Annotated in this window: 12 protein-coding genes and 1 pseudogene; 7 read left to right on the top strand and 6 right to left on the bottom strand. The window is 46.0% G+C overall.

Annotation, left to right across the window (positions count from 1 at the left end; all coding sequences use genetic code 11):
- Positions 1-15: 15 nt before the first annotated feature.
- The gene (locus AC1DV1_RS14995; RefSeq protein ID WP_477360536.1) at positions 16-495 is read left to right on the top strand and encodes a M15 family metallopeptidase; all 480 of its coding nucleotides are present in this window, start codon (positions 16-18) and stop codon (positions 493-495) included.
- A gap of 305 nt (positions 496-800) precedes the next feature.
- Here AC1DV1_RS14995 and AC1DV1_RS15000 read toward each other — a convergent pair whose 3' ends face one another.
- Positions 801-2,258, bottom strand: a complete 1,458-nt coding sequence (locus AC1DV1_RS15000; RefSeq protein WP_477360538.1) for a serine hydrolase domain-containing protein — start codon at positions 2,256-2,258, stop codon at positions 801-803.
- A 190-nt stretch (positions 2,259-2,448) separates the two neighbouring features.
- Here AC1DV1_RS15000 and AC1DV1_RS15005 point away from each other — a divergent pair, with 190 nt between their 5' ends.
- Positions 2,449-2,748, top strand: a complete 300-nt coding sequence (locus AC1DV1_RS15005; RefSeq protein ID WP_477360540.1) for an ArsR/SmtB family transcription factor — start codon at positions 2,449-2,451, stop codon at positions 2,746-2,748.
- A 29-nt stretch (positions 2,749-2,777) separates the two neighbouring features.
- The gene (locus tag AC1DV1_RS15010; RefSeq protein WP_477360542.1) at positions 2,778-3,881 is read left to right on the top strand and encodes an NADH:flavin oxidoreductase; all 1,104 of its coding nucleotides are present in this window, start codon (positions 2,778-2,780) and stop codon (positions 3,879-3,881) included.
- Positions 3,882-4,014: 133 nt separating this feature from the next.
- Here AC1DV1_RS15010 and AC1DV1_RS15015 read toward each other — a convergent pair whose 3' ends face one another.
- Together AC1DV1_RS15015 and AC1DV1_RS15020 are read right to left on the bottom strand one after the other, a co-directional pair.
- The gene (locus AC1DV1_RS15015; protein WP_477360544.1) at positions 4,015-6,042 is read right to left on the bottom strand and encodes a glycoside hydrolase family 127 protein; all 2,028 of its coding nucleotides are present in this window, start codon (positions 6,040-6,042) and stop codon (positions 4,015-4,017) included.
- Positions 6,043-6,047: 5 nt separating this feature from the next.
- Positions 6,048-8,483 (bottom strand): 3-keto-alpha-glucoside-1,2-lyase-like domain-containing protein, encoded by a 2,436-nt coding sequence (locus AC1DV1_RS15020; RefSeq protein ID WP_477360546.1) that lies wholly within the window; start codon positions 8,481-8,483, stop codon positions 6,048-6,050.
- A 113-nt stretch (positions 8,484-8,596) separates the two neighbouring features.
- On the opposite strand from AC1DV1_RS15020, the gene AC1DV1_RS15025 reads away from it, so the two are divergent.
- Complete coding sequence (locus AC1DV1_RS15025; RefSeq protein ID WP_477360548.1) at positions 8,597-9,478, top strand: AraC family transcriptional regulator; 882 nt, start codon at positions 8,597-8,599, stop codon at positions 9,476-9,478.
- A gap of 85 nt (positions 9,479-9,563) precedes the next feature.
- Here AC1DV1_RS15025 and AC1DV1_RS15030 read toward each other — a convergent pair whose 3' ends face one another.
- Positions 9,564-9,968: a winged helix-turn-helix transcriptional regulator gene (locus tag AC1DV1_RS15030; RefSeq protein ID WP_477360550.1), complete on the bottom strand. Its 405-nt coding sequence runs from the start codon at positions 9,966-9,968 to the stop codon at positions 9,564-9,566.
- Between the two features lie 144 nt (positions 9,969-10,112).
- Between AC1DV1_RS15030 and AC1DV1_RS15035 the strand changes: the two are divergent.
- Positions 10,113-10,715, top strand: a pseudogene (locus AC1DV1_RS15035) (FMN-dependent NADH-azoreductase).
- Between the two features lie 271 nt (positions 10,716-10,986).
- Here the strand turns inward: AC1DV1_RS15035 and AC1DV1_RS15040 are convergent.
- Positions 10,987-13,365: an ABC transporter permease gene (locus AC1DV1_RS15040; RefSeq protein WP_477360552.1), complete on the bottom strand. Its 2,379-nt coding sequence runs from the start codon at positions 13,363-13,365 to the stop codon at positions 10,987-10,989.
- A 446-nt stretch (positions 13,366-13,811) separates the two neighbouring features.
- Between AC1DV1_RS15040 and AC1DV1_RS15045 the strand changes: the two genes are divergently transcribed.
- Positions 13,812-15,152 (top strand): alpha-L-fucosidase, encoded by a 1,341-nt coding sequence (locus AC1DV1_RS15045; protein WP_477360554.1) that lies wholly within the window; start codon positions 13,812-13,814, stop codon positions 15,150-15,152.
- A gap of 283 nt (positions 15,153-15,435) precedes the next feature.
- Here the strand turns inward: AC1DV1_RS15045 and AC1DV1_RS15050 are convergent, their stop codons facing one another.
- The gene (locus AC1DV1_RS15050; RefSeq protein WP_477360556.1) at positions 15,436-15,561 is read right to left on the bottom strand and encodes a hypothetical protein; all 126 of its coding nucleotides are present in this window, start codon (positions 15,559-15,561) and stop codon (positions 15,436-15,438) included.
- Positions 15,562-16,271: 710 nt separating this feature from the next.
- Between AC1DV1_RS15050 and AC1DV1_RS15055 the strand changes: the two genes are divergently transcribed.
- On the top strand, positions 16,272-16,853 hold the full coding sequence (locus AC1DV1_RS15055) for a hypothetical protein (protein ID WP_477360558.1): 582 nt from the start codon (positions 16,272-16,274) through the stop codon (positions 16,851-16,853).
- Positions 16,854-17,030 lie beyond the last annotated feature (177 nt).

Below are 17,030 nucleotides of genomic sequence, written 5' to 3' on the forward strand. Positions count from 1 at the left end.
TAAACCAACAAAGTAATGGAACCAACAAAAAGTTATTCATTCGGTGCAGCGAGCCAAAAAGCCCTGGTAGGGGTACATCCTGATTTAGTTAAGGTTTTAACCACCGCTATTACCAATAGCCCAATAGATTTTTCTATCAATGAAGGCGTTAGATCATTGGCTACACAGCAAAAATATTACACATGGGGGCGTACAGTTATAAACCCCAATACAGGTCCTTTACCGGGTAAACCGTTTGGTGATACAAATACAAATGCCGACGGCGTGGTGCATAAATCAAATCATCAAAAAAAAGCAGATGGTTACGGGCACGCAGTTGATCTGTACCCCTATATTAATGGTAAAATTGATTTCGGAGCAGGAGCAACACTTGTAACTATTGCTAACCACATTAAAAAAGTTGCGGAAACCTTGGAGATTGCAATTACCTGGGGTGGCGATTGGAAACCACCGGTTGCGCCGGTTGATAAACCTCACTTTCAATTGAAGCAATAAACCATCGCTATGGTATTTACTTTTTATCTTTCAACCCCGCGCAGGGCCGGTATCCACTTTTGTCCTAAACGCGAATGCAAAATCTGCGCGATAAGGGGCTAAACATTTAAAACGGGTGATATGAATTTCATTTATAAATATTGACTACCGCACTGTTTTTATATTGATATGCGCCATCGGTGCTGGTCAAATAAATATGGTTGTTGCTTAAACACGATGTAATACTCATTATAAGAAGGAATAAAATGGCGTGGTAAATCAAACCATCCATGCTCGGTTTTAACCCGATTCCTTGCCTTTCCATATTATTTCACCCGTTTAGTTTGTACTTTCTGACCATCGGCATACAACACCAAATTAATGGTCCCGCCGGTATCCTTTAAAAATTCAAGCTCATAAGGCAGGTCGCGCAGGAAGAATTTGTTTGGTGCTTCGGCAAATAGTTCACGCTTCATTTCGCCTTGCATCCTTACGTACATGCGCCCTTCTTCAAATAAAATTGTTAAAACCCTGTTGGGTGCCGGCTGAAATTGTCCTGTATAGGTTTGTAATACATCGGCAGGGGGTGTAGAAATCCGTTTTTTGATATTTGGATGGTACAGATCCTTAAACTCATAAACCTTTGCCACACTGTTTACCACTTCGGTTGCCAATTGCTGGCTGCCGCTGTTAAGCATAACTACTACGCCATTGCCGCCTTGCAGGCTGCCATAATAAATACTCTGGAAACCTACAGTCGATCCCGGATGGGTGAAATATTTTGTGCTATCCAATACATTTATAAAAGTGCCAAGTGCTATTCCCATTTTATTTTGGTACGGTGTAAACATCAGCCCGGCGCTTTGCTTTGTTAAAACTTTAGCCGATTTACCCTCATAAGCCAATTGGAGCCCGATAACAAATTTAGCCAGGTCGGTAGGGTTTGTCCACAAGCCGGCGGCGGCTTGTTCCGGGTAAATACGGTGCTCGCCGGGTATAGGGTTGCCGGTTATACTATAACCGGTGGCCAGCATGGCCTCATTAACTCCGGCCGGAGGCTGGCTGAAGGTGCTCTTATTCATGCCCAATTGTTTTAGCACTGCTCGTTGCATATAACCCGCATAATCCTGCCCGGTAATATCCATTACAATTTGCTGCGAAATGATGACCCCGCCGCCTGAATATTCAGGTCGCAATCCGGGTTCAAAAGCAGAACGTATATGGCGGCTGTTGGCCGGCTTTTCGCCATTTAAAACCTGCACTATGGTTGGCAGCGGCTTGCCTGGCTGGTAACCGCCAAAGCCTTGCAGGTTTATCCCACCGGTATGGCTCAACAGGTTTGCCATCGTGATCTTTTTTCCTTTAGATAAGCTATCATATGGAAACTTCCAGCTTTTTAGATAGACATTGATATCGGCATATAAATCGATTTTCTTTTCCTCAGCCAGTTTAAGTACAGCAACAGCGTTTAACGATTTACTTATGGAACCAGCCTGGAAAAGCGTTTGCGTGGTAACCGGCGTTTTTGAACTATCGTTGGCGAAGCCATACCCCTTTGCCCAAACCAGGCGATAGTTTTGAATAACCGCTATGCTTAACCCCGGCGTTTTATAAAAGGCCATCCTATCCAATATATTCCAGTTTTTTTCGCCCTCTATTTGTATAGGCGCAAACAAACCGTTTTCAACTTTGGCAATGTTTTCTTTTGTGTTGTTTTGGGCATAACCGGTTAATGTTGTTAATAATAGTAAAATTAAAGCGGATAATTTGCAAAGTGTATTCATACTAATTATTTGGTGTAGATGGATTTTATATTCAAATATTAAAATTTAATTCTGAAATATAAAAATAAACAGAATAAAATTTTATAAAATAGAAAAAACGCACAGAATGTTAATGACATTAACTATCAACCCAATGTCATCTCTCCACTATTAATTGGCATATCGGGAAAAGTCGATATATCTTTGTGCTATGGATCAGTTAGAGATATTTAAGGCGCTATCAAACAAAACCCGGCTGCAAATTTTGCAATGGCTTAAAGAGCCCGAGCTTAATTTTCCTTCCCAGCAGGAATATGGGTTTACCAATGGCGTTTGCGTAGGCCAAATTCAGGCTAAGGCCGGGCTTACACAATCTACCGTATCAGAGTACCTGGCATTAATGCAGCGCACCGGGCTTGTTACCGCTACCCGCGTTGGGCAGTGGACTTACTACAAACGCAATGAAGAAGCCTTTGCCGCCTTAAGTAAACTGGTACAATCGGAATTATAATTAAGCATTTATAAAACACAAACTATAACATGAGCACTAATAACACCTTGTTCAGGCCATTTAGCCTGAAATCGTTAAATATCAAAAACCGCATTGTAATGGCGCCCATGACGCGTTCATTTTCGCCAAATGGTATACCAACTGCCGATGTTGCAGGTTATTACCGTAAACGCGCTGAAGGTGAAGTGGGTTTAATTTTATCAGAAGGTACGGTTATAAACCGTGTATCGTCATCAAACGATGCCAACATCCCCCACTTTTATGGTACCGAAGCTTTGGCCGGCTGGCAAAATGTAATTAACGGTGTGCATGCCGCTGGCGGCGCTATGGGCCCGCAAATCTGGCATATGGGCATTATGGATAACCACCACTCTGGCTGGGTACCGTCGCAGCCATTTGAAGGGCCGTCGGGCTTAAACAGGCCGGGGAACACCAATGGCAACAGCATGGCCGATGCTGATATTGCCGATACCATTGCCGCATTTGGCCGCGCTGCCGCTGATGCCAAAAGATTAGGCTTTGACTGTGTTGAAATTCATGGCGCACACGGCTACCTCATTGACCAGTTTTTTTGGGACGGCACCAACACTCGCACCGACATTTATGGCGGTAAAACCCTGCCCGAGCGCAGCCGTTTTGCAGTTGAAGTAATTAAAGAAGTAAGGAAAAAGGTTGGCGATGATTTTGCTATCATCATCCGCCTGTCGCAATGGAAACCTGCCGACTATAACAACCTGCTTGCCAAAACCCCACAGGAATTAGAAGCATGGTTAAACCCCATGGCCGATGCAGGTGTGGATATTTTCCATTGCTCGCAACGCCGTTTCTGGGAAACCGATTTTGAAGGATCCGACCTTAACTTTGCCGGCTGGGCCAAAAAAGTAACGGGCAAAGCAACCATTACCGTTGGTTCTGTTGGTTTAGATGGTGAGTTTTTGGCTGCCTTTGGTGGCGCAAGCTCAAACCCAAGCTCGTTAGATGAATTGCTGCGCCGTATGGACCGTGGCGATTTTGACCTGGTAGCCGTTGGCCGCCCCCTATTGGCCGACCCACACTGGGCTCAAAAAATCCGCGATAACCGCACCGAAGAGTTAAAAGGTTTCAGCAAAGAAGCTTTAATGCAATTGGTATAAACGCCGGTTAACCTGGTTTTATAAAACGGGCCGCCCCAAGGGACAGCCCGTTTTTGCTTTTATAGCCTATAATATTCAGATAACGTCAATTTCCGCTTTTCTTAGTCCATGGCAAACAGGTGGGATTAGCACCTCACTCCGCCCGGTCAACCCAAACCTGGTAGGTTGATTTACCACGGTTACCTACCGAGTAAAACGGTACACCTGTAAGCGGCTGTTGGCTGCCTGGTATGGTAGCCTGCAAAACGTTTACACCATTAAGCAAAGCGGGTTGGTATTGCAGTTTAATTTGGGCATCAGCGGCAAGCGTGCTTCCTTTTAAATTGGCGTTGTCGTCACTTTCAAAAGCGTAAATTAGTGGGCCGGCGGCTACGGCCATTTTGTTATGCAATTCCGCCACCTGGCTGTTAGGTGTTACCAATCGAGGCTGCATCGGGATAACTAAACTAATTTTATCGCCCCTTTGCCATTTACGGTCAATAACGGCGTAACCTTTATCAATGCTTAAAGGGACAGTTTTACCATTTACAGCAAGTGTTACCTTGCCCGGCGATTTGGAACTATACAAATCATACGGATTCTCTTTACCCATAGCCCATCCGGGTATCCTGACGCGAACCGCAAAACTACCGGCAGTAACCGGGTTCACCTGTATTTGTATGTTACCCTGCAATGGGTAAGTTGTAGTTTGGCTAATGTATACCCGGTTTTTCCCATAGCCCGTATGGGCGGTACTTGCTATAAACAGGTTTACATAAATGCCATGTTTGTCGTCGGTAGCGTAAATGTATCCAGGCAGCGCACCTGCCATTTTCAATATCATGGGCGGGCAACATGGGCAGCCGTGCCAAACCCAGCGGGTATGGTCGGTAGCCATTAACGGGTTTTCATAATGGTAATGGCTGCCATCAAGCGATATGCCCGACAGGATATTATTGTAAAGCGAGCGTTCAAATTCATCCATGTATTTACCGTTGGCCTGCAGTTCGTTCATGCGTTCGCTAAAAAAAGCCGAGGCGATAGAGGCGCAGGTTTCCAGGTAGGCCGACTGGGGCAACTGGTAATCCTTGCCAAATTTTTCATCGTCGGCAATGGCACCCTGCCCGCCTGTTATAAAAGTGCGTTTGCCGGCCATGTTATCCCAATAGTGGTTGGCGGTGGCAATGTACCGCGGGTTGTTATCATAAGCGCCAATAGCAGCCACCGCCGTGCCCAGCAAGGTAGCGCGTACGGCATGCCCCTCAATGGTCTGCTGCTCAAAAACAGGCTTATCATCCTGGTTATAGCTGCCGTAGGCCTGCCTTGCGCGCGAGCCATCGGCATCGGCGGGCAGGCCGCGGTGTTCTATCCAGTATTTAGCCAAATGCATATAAGCATCGGGCGTTACCGGCGCCTTTATGTTTTGTGCCAGGGCCGGCTTGTTTTTAAACAGCAGGTAAAGCTTAAAAAATGCTTCTTCGGGGCCTGCATGGCCGGGTATCAGGTTCAGTTTTGGGGCATCGCCCATTACCCTGCACATGTAATTGGCCATTTTAACGCCAACTTGCAGCAGTTTTGTTTTGCCGGTGGCGTTGTAGTAATGTAAGCCAGCTTCAACCAGCATGCCGGCATTGTAAAGGTCGTGTTGCCAGCGGTCGTCGCCACCGTTAGTACCCCAGCGTTGGGTTGGGCGGTTCAGGGTGGTGTAGGTATCAATATAACCGTCGGGGTCAGCTGCCTGCGCGGCGGCTATCCTGTCAATATAGGCATCCAGTTTTTGTTCCAGCTTTTTATCGGGCTGGGCCACCAACAGGTCGGCAGCGCCGCGGATGGATTCATAAACCAGGCCATCATACCATGGCGGGCCGTCACTTTCGCCCGTATTTACCTTTCCCTGCGCAACCCTGTCAAAATTTAAAAACGCATTGCGGGTGCGTTTCATCTTTGCTTTTTCGTTAATCAGGTCTTCCCGGTCGGGCTCGTATTTTCCCTCAAGCTTGTCCAGTACATCGTACACGGTAACGGTATGTATCGTTTTTAACTTTGGCGACCAAAAGGCATCGTTAATAGTAACGTTTTTTAAAGTTACCGGCGTTACGCGCTGTGCCTGCGCGGTAATACCGCACAGGGCTAATATTGCAGAACCGGTTAGTACTTTTTTTGCAGAAGTAATTATATTCATAGCTGTTATTTTTGATACAGGCGGATAATGGTGTATGATGATGCCGGGATGGTGTAATTAAAACCATCCCTGTTAACATTTATCTTAGTTGTTTTTGGGCTGATGTGCGCCGGTTGCCCGGGCGTATTAATATCTGTTAACTTGCCTGCCAGTTGGGTTACCACAGCCTCTTTTAAATCTTTATCCATCCCCTTCAGGCTGATGCTGCCCTGGCATGCATTTGCCGCCGGGTTTACAATATGTATGGCTATCGTTTTACCATCTTCGCTACGGGTGGCGCTAACATCTATAACCCCGGTTGCATTAGCCTCGATATTTAAAGGCAAATGTGCTGCCGATGCCATTTGTTGTGCATAAAAAGGAGGCATTCCCCAAACCTGCGATGGCGTAAAAAACACCTGCCCCTGGTCCCAGCCGTTATCATTTTGGCCCAGGGCCTGTAATGCATTTGCCGCGCAGGATGTTAAAACAAAATCGCCATGGCGACGTACGGCGTTCAGCGTGCCTGCATGGCCCAAAGCCCTGGCCAGGTCATGATGATTGCCGTTCTCTTCAAATATAGTGCACTTTAAGCGGGTGTTTGCGTCCCAGGAGCGGAACAAGGCCCTCATCTGGGTTAGCGAGCTATCCACCTTCCGGCCGGAGTTTGCATCGTCGGCATCGGTATGCAGGTCCCAGTAATCGGCCTTGCCGTTTATTGCTTTAAAAACCCGCGCCATATTGGGCGATGCAGGCCGCCACCATGCAGAGCAGATGAATTTAATAGTAGTGTCTTTGGCGTGCATGGCGCTTTGCAGGAGGTTAAAGCGTTCGGTATAATGGTCGTATTCAGCTGTTACATCGCCATGAAAAATAACCTCTTCGTTGCCAATTTCAATATATTTTACTTTGTATGGGGCGGGGTGCCCATTGGCAGCACGTTGCCTGCCCCATTTGGTTGCGGTGCTACCTTTTAAATATTCTACCATATCGGCCATATCCTGCGGCGTTTCCTCAATATTGATGGCAAACGCGGCCTCAAACCCAGCAGCCTCGCAAAACTGCAGAAAATCCTCGATGCCAAAACCATTGGTGGAGTATGAATACCAATACCCTGTATATGGCGGCCGTTTAGCGCGCGGGCCTATCATTTTTTTCCATCGGTAACCTTCGGCGTTTACCATAGTGCCGCCGTACCTTAAAAAGCTAAGGCCTTCGCGCTGCATGGCCTTGCCAATATCGCCGCGGAGGGGCAGGTTTTTAAATTGTTCCTGTTTGCACATCAGCGTGGCATGGTCGGCCCAAAGCTTGCCTTTGCTGCTAATAGTTAAAACAAAGCTCGCTTTGGCATCAGTCTGTGTGGCCTTTAACATGATAGGGTATACCGCCCAGTTTGCCGATACCTTTTTTACCAACTGTGTGGCATAAACCTTTTTACCATCGGCACTTTGTAAGGCCAGGGTTACGCCGCCGGCAAGGCCTGTTCCTTTTAAATAAATATTGCCGGTGTAGCTGTTGCCTTTACGCACAGCTATACCCCAGCGGTTAAGGCCGCTATTGGCAACGCCGATAACTCCCTTATCCCCATTATGAATAACAACCTGCGATTGCCGGCCATTGTAAGCATCCTTATCATCCAGTAAAAAACCACCTGTGCCGGTTGTGTTAATGGCATCCCAGGCACCACTTATGCTGGGTAAGGGTTTAGCTACAAATTTTTCTAAAGTGGTAATACCCATGGTTTTTATACTAAGGTTTTTAAACTCCACATCGGCATTGTAGGTACGCAGGGCGATGGTGCCCGGCGGCAACGTATTCCGCTCGTCGGTAAGGGTGGCAACCGGTTGGGCGCTATTGTTCAGGTAAACTTTAAACACGTTCCCGGCAACATCTACCTTAAGTTTTATCCAATCTTTAAAATCTACAGAAACCTTTACCTCACGAATAGGCGTCCAGTTGTTTTGATGTTTGCCAAAAAACAGCACCTGTTTATTGGGGTCGAGGCTGATCTCGTATCCATCAAAGCTATCGGCGCCGTTACCGGTATTGTTTAGGTTTACAAGCACACCGGCGTTATCATTACGGCTGCCAAATTTCAGCATCACTTCGGCGGTGTAGTTTGCGCCCGGTGTTTGTTGGCGCACCAATTTGTAACCTTCGCCGGCTTTAACGCTTACGGCATCAGCTGTGGGCTGCCAGTTGCCGCCAAAGGCTTTCCAGCCGTTAATTACCGGGCCGGCTGTAGGTTCTTCAAAGCTTTCGCCAAATATGCGCTGGTTGTACAATCCTCCGTATATCTCGTGGTTTACATCCTCAATACAAGCCCCGTACAAATGACCCGGGATGCGGTTAAGCACGTGTTTGGCGTTAATTACGATATGGGTTTGCTGGCAAACAGCCGTAAGTGGCAGTAAAAAAAAAGGTAGTATGATAACATTTAACAGGCTTTTGTTTAAGCGCATAGGGTTTTAAATAGTAATTTTATAGATGTTTGTGTTAACAGAGTTCAAAAATGAGTGCAATACACTATAATATCTACTACTCCATTGCCTAATACTAACACCACATTGACCATATGAAGTTTTTTGAAGAAAAAATAATTCCCGGCGACCGGCTTTTTGTGGTGAAGGAGGAGCGCTTTCCGTACAATGATTACCCGCTGCATATACACCCCGAATATGAAATTATACTGGTGATGAAAAGCAGCGGCACCCGTTACGTTGGCGACCATATTGATGATTTTTTTGCCGGCGATCTATGCTTTTTCGGCCCCGACCTGCCCCATACCTTTTATAATAAACACATGCCTACCGACAGGGAGGTGCACCAGGTAGTTATCCAGTTTGGCGAAAACTGCCTTGGCGATGGTTTTTTTGATAAACCGCAATTTGGGCAGATAAAAGCCCTTTTTGAGCGCGCCCGGTATGGCCTGGCATTTAACGAGCCGGTACGCGCACGAGCCGCCGAAAAAATTAAGCTAATGGTAGATGCCGATGAAGATGAAGCTGTGGCCGGCCTGATAGGCGTATTGGCCCTGCTTGCTAAAACCACCCATTATGAGGTACTATCTGCCCAAAAACAACTAACGGCCAGCGTGCAAAAGGATACTGCCCGCATGAACCGCATTTACCATTACCTGCTTGATAATTTTAAAAACGATATCCCGCTTGATGTAATGGCCGAAATGGCCAACCTATCTGTAGAAGCATTTTGCAGGTATTTTAAGCAGCATACCCGCAAAACACTATCCGAGTTTGTGAACGACCTGCGCATTGGTTATGCCTGCCGCCTGCTGCAACAAAAAGAGTTTAGCGTGCTGCAGGTATGCTTTGAGAGCGGCTTTAACAATATATCGTACTTTAACCGCCGCTTTAAACGGCAAATAGGGGTATCGCCACTGGCGTACCGGAAAAGTAACGGGCAGGTGCCAAGGCCCGGCGCGGAAGGATTGATTTAGCGTGCGCTCATTATTGGCCACCGGCTTACGCAATAGGATCCTGTTGAGAGCATCCGCCAGGCACAAAAGTTAGTTTAATTGCCACTCAATTTATAAGTGATTGTTTTTGCAGCACGGTTTGTTTCCGCATGCTTTGCTTTACTTTTTCGCGGTGTTGTTCGCCCCAGGCGCTTAGCTCGGCTAAAACGTTTTTTAAAGTACGGCTGTACGCGGTTGCTTCATAAATAATGCTTACCGGGGTGCTGGGGTATACGTTACGTGTGATGAAATCATTCAGCTCCAGGTCTTTTAGTTCATTGGCTAATACTTTGGAGGATATGCCGGTAATTTCGTGCTGAATTTCTTTAAAACGCTTGGGCGATTGTACCAGGGAAAGTATCAAGGGCAGCTTCCATTTTCCATTCAAAACGTATAGCGCGTCGAGCACATTTTTAAGCGAGTGTGCGCATGCTGCCTTGCCCGGAATGATCTCATTTTTAATTACTTTCATAGATACAAAGGTAATCACTTACCTGGATGTAACCGCTTACCTTTGGGTAACTACTCACTTTTTACCACCTGGTAACCATAGTTTTGCTTTCGATAATTCGGGAGGGAAGAAGCCTTTCCGCATAAATACAAAAGCAAATTTATTATGAAACATGTCCTTCATTTAAAGTCAAGCATCCAGGGTGCATCATCGTATAGTATTAAGCTGGGTAACGCCATCGTCGGCAAAATTCAGGACAAATATCCGGGCAGTACCCTGGAAGAATTAAACCTGGCAGAGATCGGGATTCCGCACCTAAATGCTGCCGAGCTTCGTACATTTTTTATTCCAAAAGATCAGTTGACGTCAGAAGACAAAGCATCCATCAGCCTGTCTGATGAGCTGGTTAAACAATTATTTGCTGCAGATATCATTGTTATTGGCGCCCCGCTAATTAACTTCACCATCCACTCGGCCCTAAAGGCCYGGATTGATCATGTCACCAGGCCCGGTGTTACTTTTGGGTATTGAGAAAATGGCCCTATCGGAATGGTAACCGGGAAAAAAGTTTATGTGGCCATGTCTTCCGGAGGTGTTTATTCAGAAGGACCGGGCAAAGCCAACGACTTTGTTGCTCCCTACTTAAAAGCATTCCTTGGCTTTTTAGGGATGACAGACCTGACGGTGTTCCGTGCCGAAGGATTAAAAGTTCCCGGCGTGAAGGAACACGCTATGGAGCAGGCGCTTGACAGTATAAAAATTGATTAGCTATTTTGGGTAGCCTTAAAAACTTTACAGAGTGATCCATGATAATCGCGCCAAAGGGCTGAAATGATTTACCAAAGAGGTTTTGATGCAGGCGGGCTAATGATATGTGAAGCTTGCGAAGTTTTAGAAACTTTGCAAGCCTTTTGTCTTCTCCCCCCTTCCCCGCATTAGCGATTGCAGTGGATACCGGCCCGTGGCTAAGGCTTTGTGCGCGTATGAACGAAAAGCGCGGCCCCGCCTCTACCGGCGGGGAAATGCCCATACTGCACTCCTACTCTGCCTTCAAATTCCTTACCGGATTGGCGATAGCTGCTTTAACAGACTGAAAACTAATAGTAACCAACGCTATAAACATAGCTGTCAGTCCCGATGAAACAAACACCCACACCGGGATATTGATGCGGTAGGCAAAATTATTGAGCCAGTTGTGCATCAATAGCCAGGATATGGGCGATGCTATAAGCAGGGCAATTAAAATAAGCCGGATAAAATCATGCGATAAAAGCAGGGTAATGTTTATAACCGAAGCGCCTAATACCTTGCGTACGCTGATCTCTTTTTTACGCTGGGCTATGTTATAAGCCGACAGGCCTAACAGCCCAAGGCAGGAGATAACGATGGCCACAACGGCAAAGCAGATGAACAGTTTGCCAAAACGTTCCTGGGCTATGTACTGCTGGTTGTAGGCTTCATCCGCAAAAAAGTATACCAGCGGCACATCGGGCAGTATTTTTTTCCAGGTGGCTTCCAGTTGATGCACTGTCGACCGTACATCTGTGGATGTGATATCGATAGTGATATTGGTTAAATGGCTTGAATCAACCCGCACCGTTAGCGGCTGCACGGTTTCTAAAAAGGAATGATTATGAAAATCTTTGATTACGCCAACAATCTCGCCGGTGTGGTTTAGCTGTTTAAAATGTTTACCAATGGCATCCTCCGGTTTTTTGAAGCCCAGGCTTTTTAACATGGCCTGGTTAATGAGCATGGCTTTCATAGAATCGAGGGCTAAGTTTTTTTGAAACCCGCGCCCGGCAATCAGGTCGATATGGTATTGTTTCAGGAATACATCGTCAATAAAATAAACATCGGGCCTTTGCTGTTGCTTTTCGCCTTTGCTGTTCTCAATCATGGTATTAAACTGATTATTTGACGTGCCGGGAATAGACGACGACAGGCTAACCATACCAACGCCTGGGATTACTGCCAGTTGCTGCCTTATCCCATCGGTATGCTGGTTGATGCTGTTGCTAAACTGGTAATCAATCACCAGTTTATGATCTTTTTGAAAACCCAGCTGCTGGTTTTGCATAAAGTTAAGCTGCATATACACAATGGTAGTAGCCAGGATGAGGAATATGGAAATACAAAACTGCGCCACCACCAACGACCGCCGCAACATAAGCCCCGTACCCGACGAGCCCGTTTTGCCTTTAAGGCTGCTGATGGGTTTAAAACCCGATAAAAACAAAGCAGGGTACGCGCCGGATAATATGCCTACCCCAACAGCCAGCGCCAGCAGCCATAATACATGCTGCGCATGACGAAAAATACCATCGGCTATAATAGTGCCTGTTAGCTGGTTAAATAAGGGCAATAACAGCGATGCAAACAGCAGGGCTATGATAAATGCAATTAAACAAAGTATTACCGCATCCATAAAAAATTGCAGCATCAGCTGGTATTTTGATGCGCCAAGCACTTTACGCACGCCAATTTCTTTGGCCCTTTGTAACGAGAACGCGGTAGTGAGGTTAATAAAATTAAAACAGGCGATAAACAGCACCAGCAGCGCTATGATAGATATGATGTACACATTGGTAATGCTGCCGCTGGCCGATGTGCCTGTACGGTGCCCGCGTGGTTTACCATACAAATAAACCTTTTTCAATGGCTCGATAGATAGCTGGTACTTAAAATCGGCTTGATCCATATTGGCTTTTACCATGGCAGGGAACTTGGCCTGCAAAGCCGCCGACGATGCGCCGGGCTGTAATAAAAGATAGGTGTAAAAGCCAAAACGGGTCCAGTGATTCCAGTTTTCATCAACCAGGGTCGAGATAGAAAAAAGAACATCTACCCGCAGGTGCGAGTTATACGGAATATCCTTCATAATGCCGGTTACCCGGCATTTAGCTTTGCCATTGATGAGCATGGTTTGGCCCATAGGGTCGGCGTTGCCGAAGTACTTTTTGGCGGCGGTTTGGGATAGTACCACATCGCAGGGGGCGTTAAACAGGTGGCTAATATCGCCCCGCAGCAGCGGCCAGGAAAATATTTTAAAGGCCGACGAATCGGCGTAGGCTACTTCTTCCTTCACCGCGTTGTCGGGGTTGCTTTGCAGGATCATATCGTCCATAAACACCCTGGCCATATCTCTTACCTCGGGGAAGGCGGCTTTCATAGCCGGCCCCATGGGGGTCGATGAGCTTTCGTAATTAATGCCTGCAGATGTTTTTACATCGGTTACCAGGCGGTAGATGTTATCGGCCTTTTGATTATAACTATCGCGGTTTAATTCAAAATGAACATACAACAACGCGAAAAAACAAACGCAAATACCTGTAGCCAGGCCGATGATGTTGATGAGGGAGAAAACCTTGTTCTTCCACAGGTATCGCAACGTGGTTTTGAAGTAGTTTTTGAGCATGGTAGGTAGGTGTTGGGTAGAGGTAACGATTATAAACCCTAAAATAGGATTACAGGTTGGTATTTTAATGTTTATCGTAAATTTTAAAAGCTTACCTAACACCAAACCACCGCAACGGATATAGTTAAACGAGTGTTCTAAACTACCTTCATTGCGAGGTACGAAGATAACCGACCGCAGGGCGCTCATTAATACCAATAAAAACAAAACACAACATTAATAATCTCCGAACTAAGTGGGACTTAGCATGTAGGGGATTGCTTCTTACCCGCAATGACGGATATTTGATATTAACACCCAATAAAATGATTTCAATAACTAAAACTCAATTAGCGGTTTGTTTACCTTTGTGATGACCGGATGCAACGTGTTTATCGGGATAGGGTTATCACCGGTTTCAAGTGGGGTCAAGCCAGTTATTATAAATTTATTTTTCAAATTTGTTTATGCATAAACACCTTTCACTGCGCATTGTAATTGTTGCCTGTTTCTTTTCGTATTCCTTAACCGTTTGCGCTCAGCAAAAAACCGCACCCGATTCTATCCGGAAAAAAATGCAATGGTTTGCCGATGCAAAACTTGGCATTTTCATTCATTGGGGCATTTACTCGGTAAATGGCGTTGATGAAAGCTGGAGCTTTCATAACAAAAAAATAAGTTATAAAAGCTATATGGAGCAGTTAAAAGGCTTCACTGCATCCCGGTATAACCCGGCGGAATGGGCCGGTTTAATTAAGCAAAGCGGGGCTCGCTACGCAGTTATCACTACCAAGCATCATGATGGCTTTGCCCTATGGCCCACCAAGCAACATCATTTCAACGTGGTAGATAATTCCCCTGCAAAAAGGGATGTGTTAAAACCTTTTTATGATGCTTTGGATAAAGAAGGGATTAAACGCGGTGCCTACTTTTCCTTGATAGATTGGAGCCATGCAGATTATCCCGATTTTTTAAAAGACAGCAGCCGGTATAAAGTTGCCGATGAGCCTGAGCGCTGGCAACGCTTTCAGCATTTTTTTCAAGCGCAAATTGATGAGGTGAATAAAGCGTATAAACCCGACTTGTGGTGGTTTGATGGCGACTGGGAACACAGCGCTGCCGAATGGCAGGCAGAAAAAGTGAGGAAACAAATTTTAAACCTCAACCCGCCGGCTATCATTAACGGCCGGCTGCAAGGTTATGGCGATTACGAAACACCCGAGCAAAACTTCCCGGTTAGCCGCCCTAACTTTAATTGGTGGGAATTGTGTATGACAACCAACAACAACTGGGGTTACCATCCCGACGATACTAATTATAAAACGCCTTTTGAAGTCATCAGCATTTTTGTAGATGCGGTTAGTAACGGCGGCAATCTTTTATTAGATATCGGCCCCAAGGCAGATGGAACCATACCCGCCGAACAGGTAAATATTTTAAAAGAGCTTGGCGCCTGGAACAAAAAAAATGGAGAAGCCATTTTTGGAACACTACCCGGTTTACCCCAGGGCCATTTTTACGGGCCTACCACCCTATCAAAAGACTCAACAACCATCTATCTTTTTTTACCGGGACAAACCACCGGAAACATTATGCTGAAAGGCTTGAAAAACACCATTAAAGATATACAGGTAGTGGGCACAACCGCTCATTTACAGCCCAAAGTTGTAGGTAAAATTTCCTGGAGCCCGGTCCCCGGCCTTGTTTTCATCAACGTACCCGACAAATATAAAGACCCCTACATAACCGTTATCAAACTTCAATTAGACAAGCCTCTGCAATTATATCATGGACAAGGCGGCTTGTAAACCGGCATGCAGATATCGGGAAACGCATCTAAACATGGTTAACATAACTTAACACATTTCAAATATATTTTCCATAAACATTTAACAATCAATACTTTATATTTTATCATGGTTAACACAAAATTGATAGCGAAATTTAGGTGCATCCAAATATTTGTGCCTTGTGTTAAATAATGCAAGTCACTTCGGCACCCCTATTATTTAACCAGCATCAGCCATAAAAACATGGTATCGTTTGATGCTTAATTCTTGATTCTTACTTCTTGATTCTTAGCTCTTGACTCTACTTCATGGCAATGCCTGCGGCCCGGGCTGTACATTCATACGCGCACAGGGCCTTAGGCACCGGGCCGGTATCCATTTCCATCCCTATTGCGGGGCATTGGGGGTTGCTAAAACGATTGTGCATTGGGATGGATTCGAGCTGTCCACTTAATGTCCCCTCAGGGTCTCTCGAGAGGACCCTGAGGTACCCAATCCCCTCGCATAAACGCGGCTTTTGAATTACGACTAACTTTGTACAACCGCTGGGTCCTCTACGAGAGACCCCGCGGGGACGGAAAACGATTGTGCATTGCGAGGGATTCGAGCTGTCCACTTAATGTCCCCTCAGGGTCTCTCGAGAGGACCCTGAGGTACCCAATCATCTCGCATAAACGCGGCTTTGGAATTACGACTAACTTTGTACAACCGCTGGGTCCTCTACGAGAGACCCCGCGGGGACGGAGGATACCCCTGGCGATGCGGCATCAAGGTATTGGTAAACAAATCCTTCTGTCCCCTAAGGGTCTCTCGTAGAGGACCCTTAGGTACCCAATCCCCTCGCATAAACGCGGCTTTGGAATTACGACTAACTTTGTACAACCGCTGGGTCCTCTACGAGAGACCCCGCGGGGACGGAGGATACCCCTGGCGATGCGGCATCAAGGTATTTATTGGTAAACAAATCCTTCTGTCCCCTAAGGGTCTCTCGTAGAGGACCCTTAGGTACCCAATCATCTCGCATAAACGCGGCTTTGGAATTACGACTAACTCCCGTCCCCGCTGGGTCCTCTACGAGAGACCCCGCGGGGACGGAAAAATCGTAACTTGGCGCACTTAAATTGAACCCTTATCAAATTGAAAAAATTCGCATTCCTCCTACTCTTTGCCATAGTATTTACCAGTTGGCTAACCGGTACAGCGTACACAAAAGCGCATAAGCCAAAAACAAAACAGCAATCTAACGGCGCGTTAACAGCCGACGACCGAAAAAGCTATGTGGTAACCATTGCCCAAAACCAAATGAAAAAACCGGTAAGTGCCAGCAACGACCCGGCTTTTCCAACAAAGGTAGTTTATCTCGACTGCGTGCTAAAGGTGACCAACAACTCGAACGACACCTTAAAATACCTGAACAAATCATGTGCCTGGGCCGACATATTTAAAACAGATAACATCAAAATGCGCATCTGGAAAAATGGCTGCAGCTCGGATGGCACTATAGTGAGTTTTGTTCCCCCGCACAAATCAACAACTTATGCCATTACATTGGTGTACAATAAAACTAAAATGAGTGCAAATACGTCTTTTAAAGTTGGCGTAGGCTTTTTCAAATTTGTAAATAAACAACAGCTTGCAACATTTGATGCCACAAAAAAATTCGCTGAAACCGGCGAGAATAATCTGATCTGGTCGAATACGGTGGTGATACCGCGATAGGTTTTGGGTAATGGTCAAGATATGCTAATGAAATGTTTCGTTGATAAAGCCACAAATGATCTTGCCCTTGGGCAGCCGCACAACCTTGCGCTAAAAGGAGACACCCGCACTAAATGGAGGTTGCCTGCAAACTTTTTTACGTTTAATTCTGTAAGCTAAAATGATTAGATTTGCTAC

The organism is Mucilaginibacter sp. P4_D1 (genome assembly GCF_056401935.1).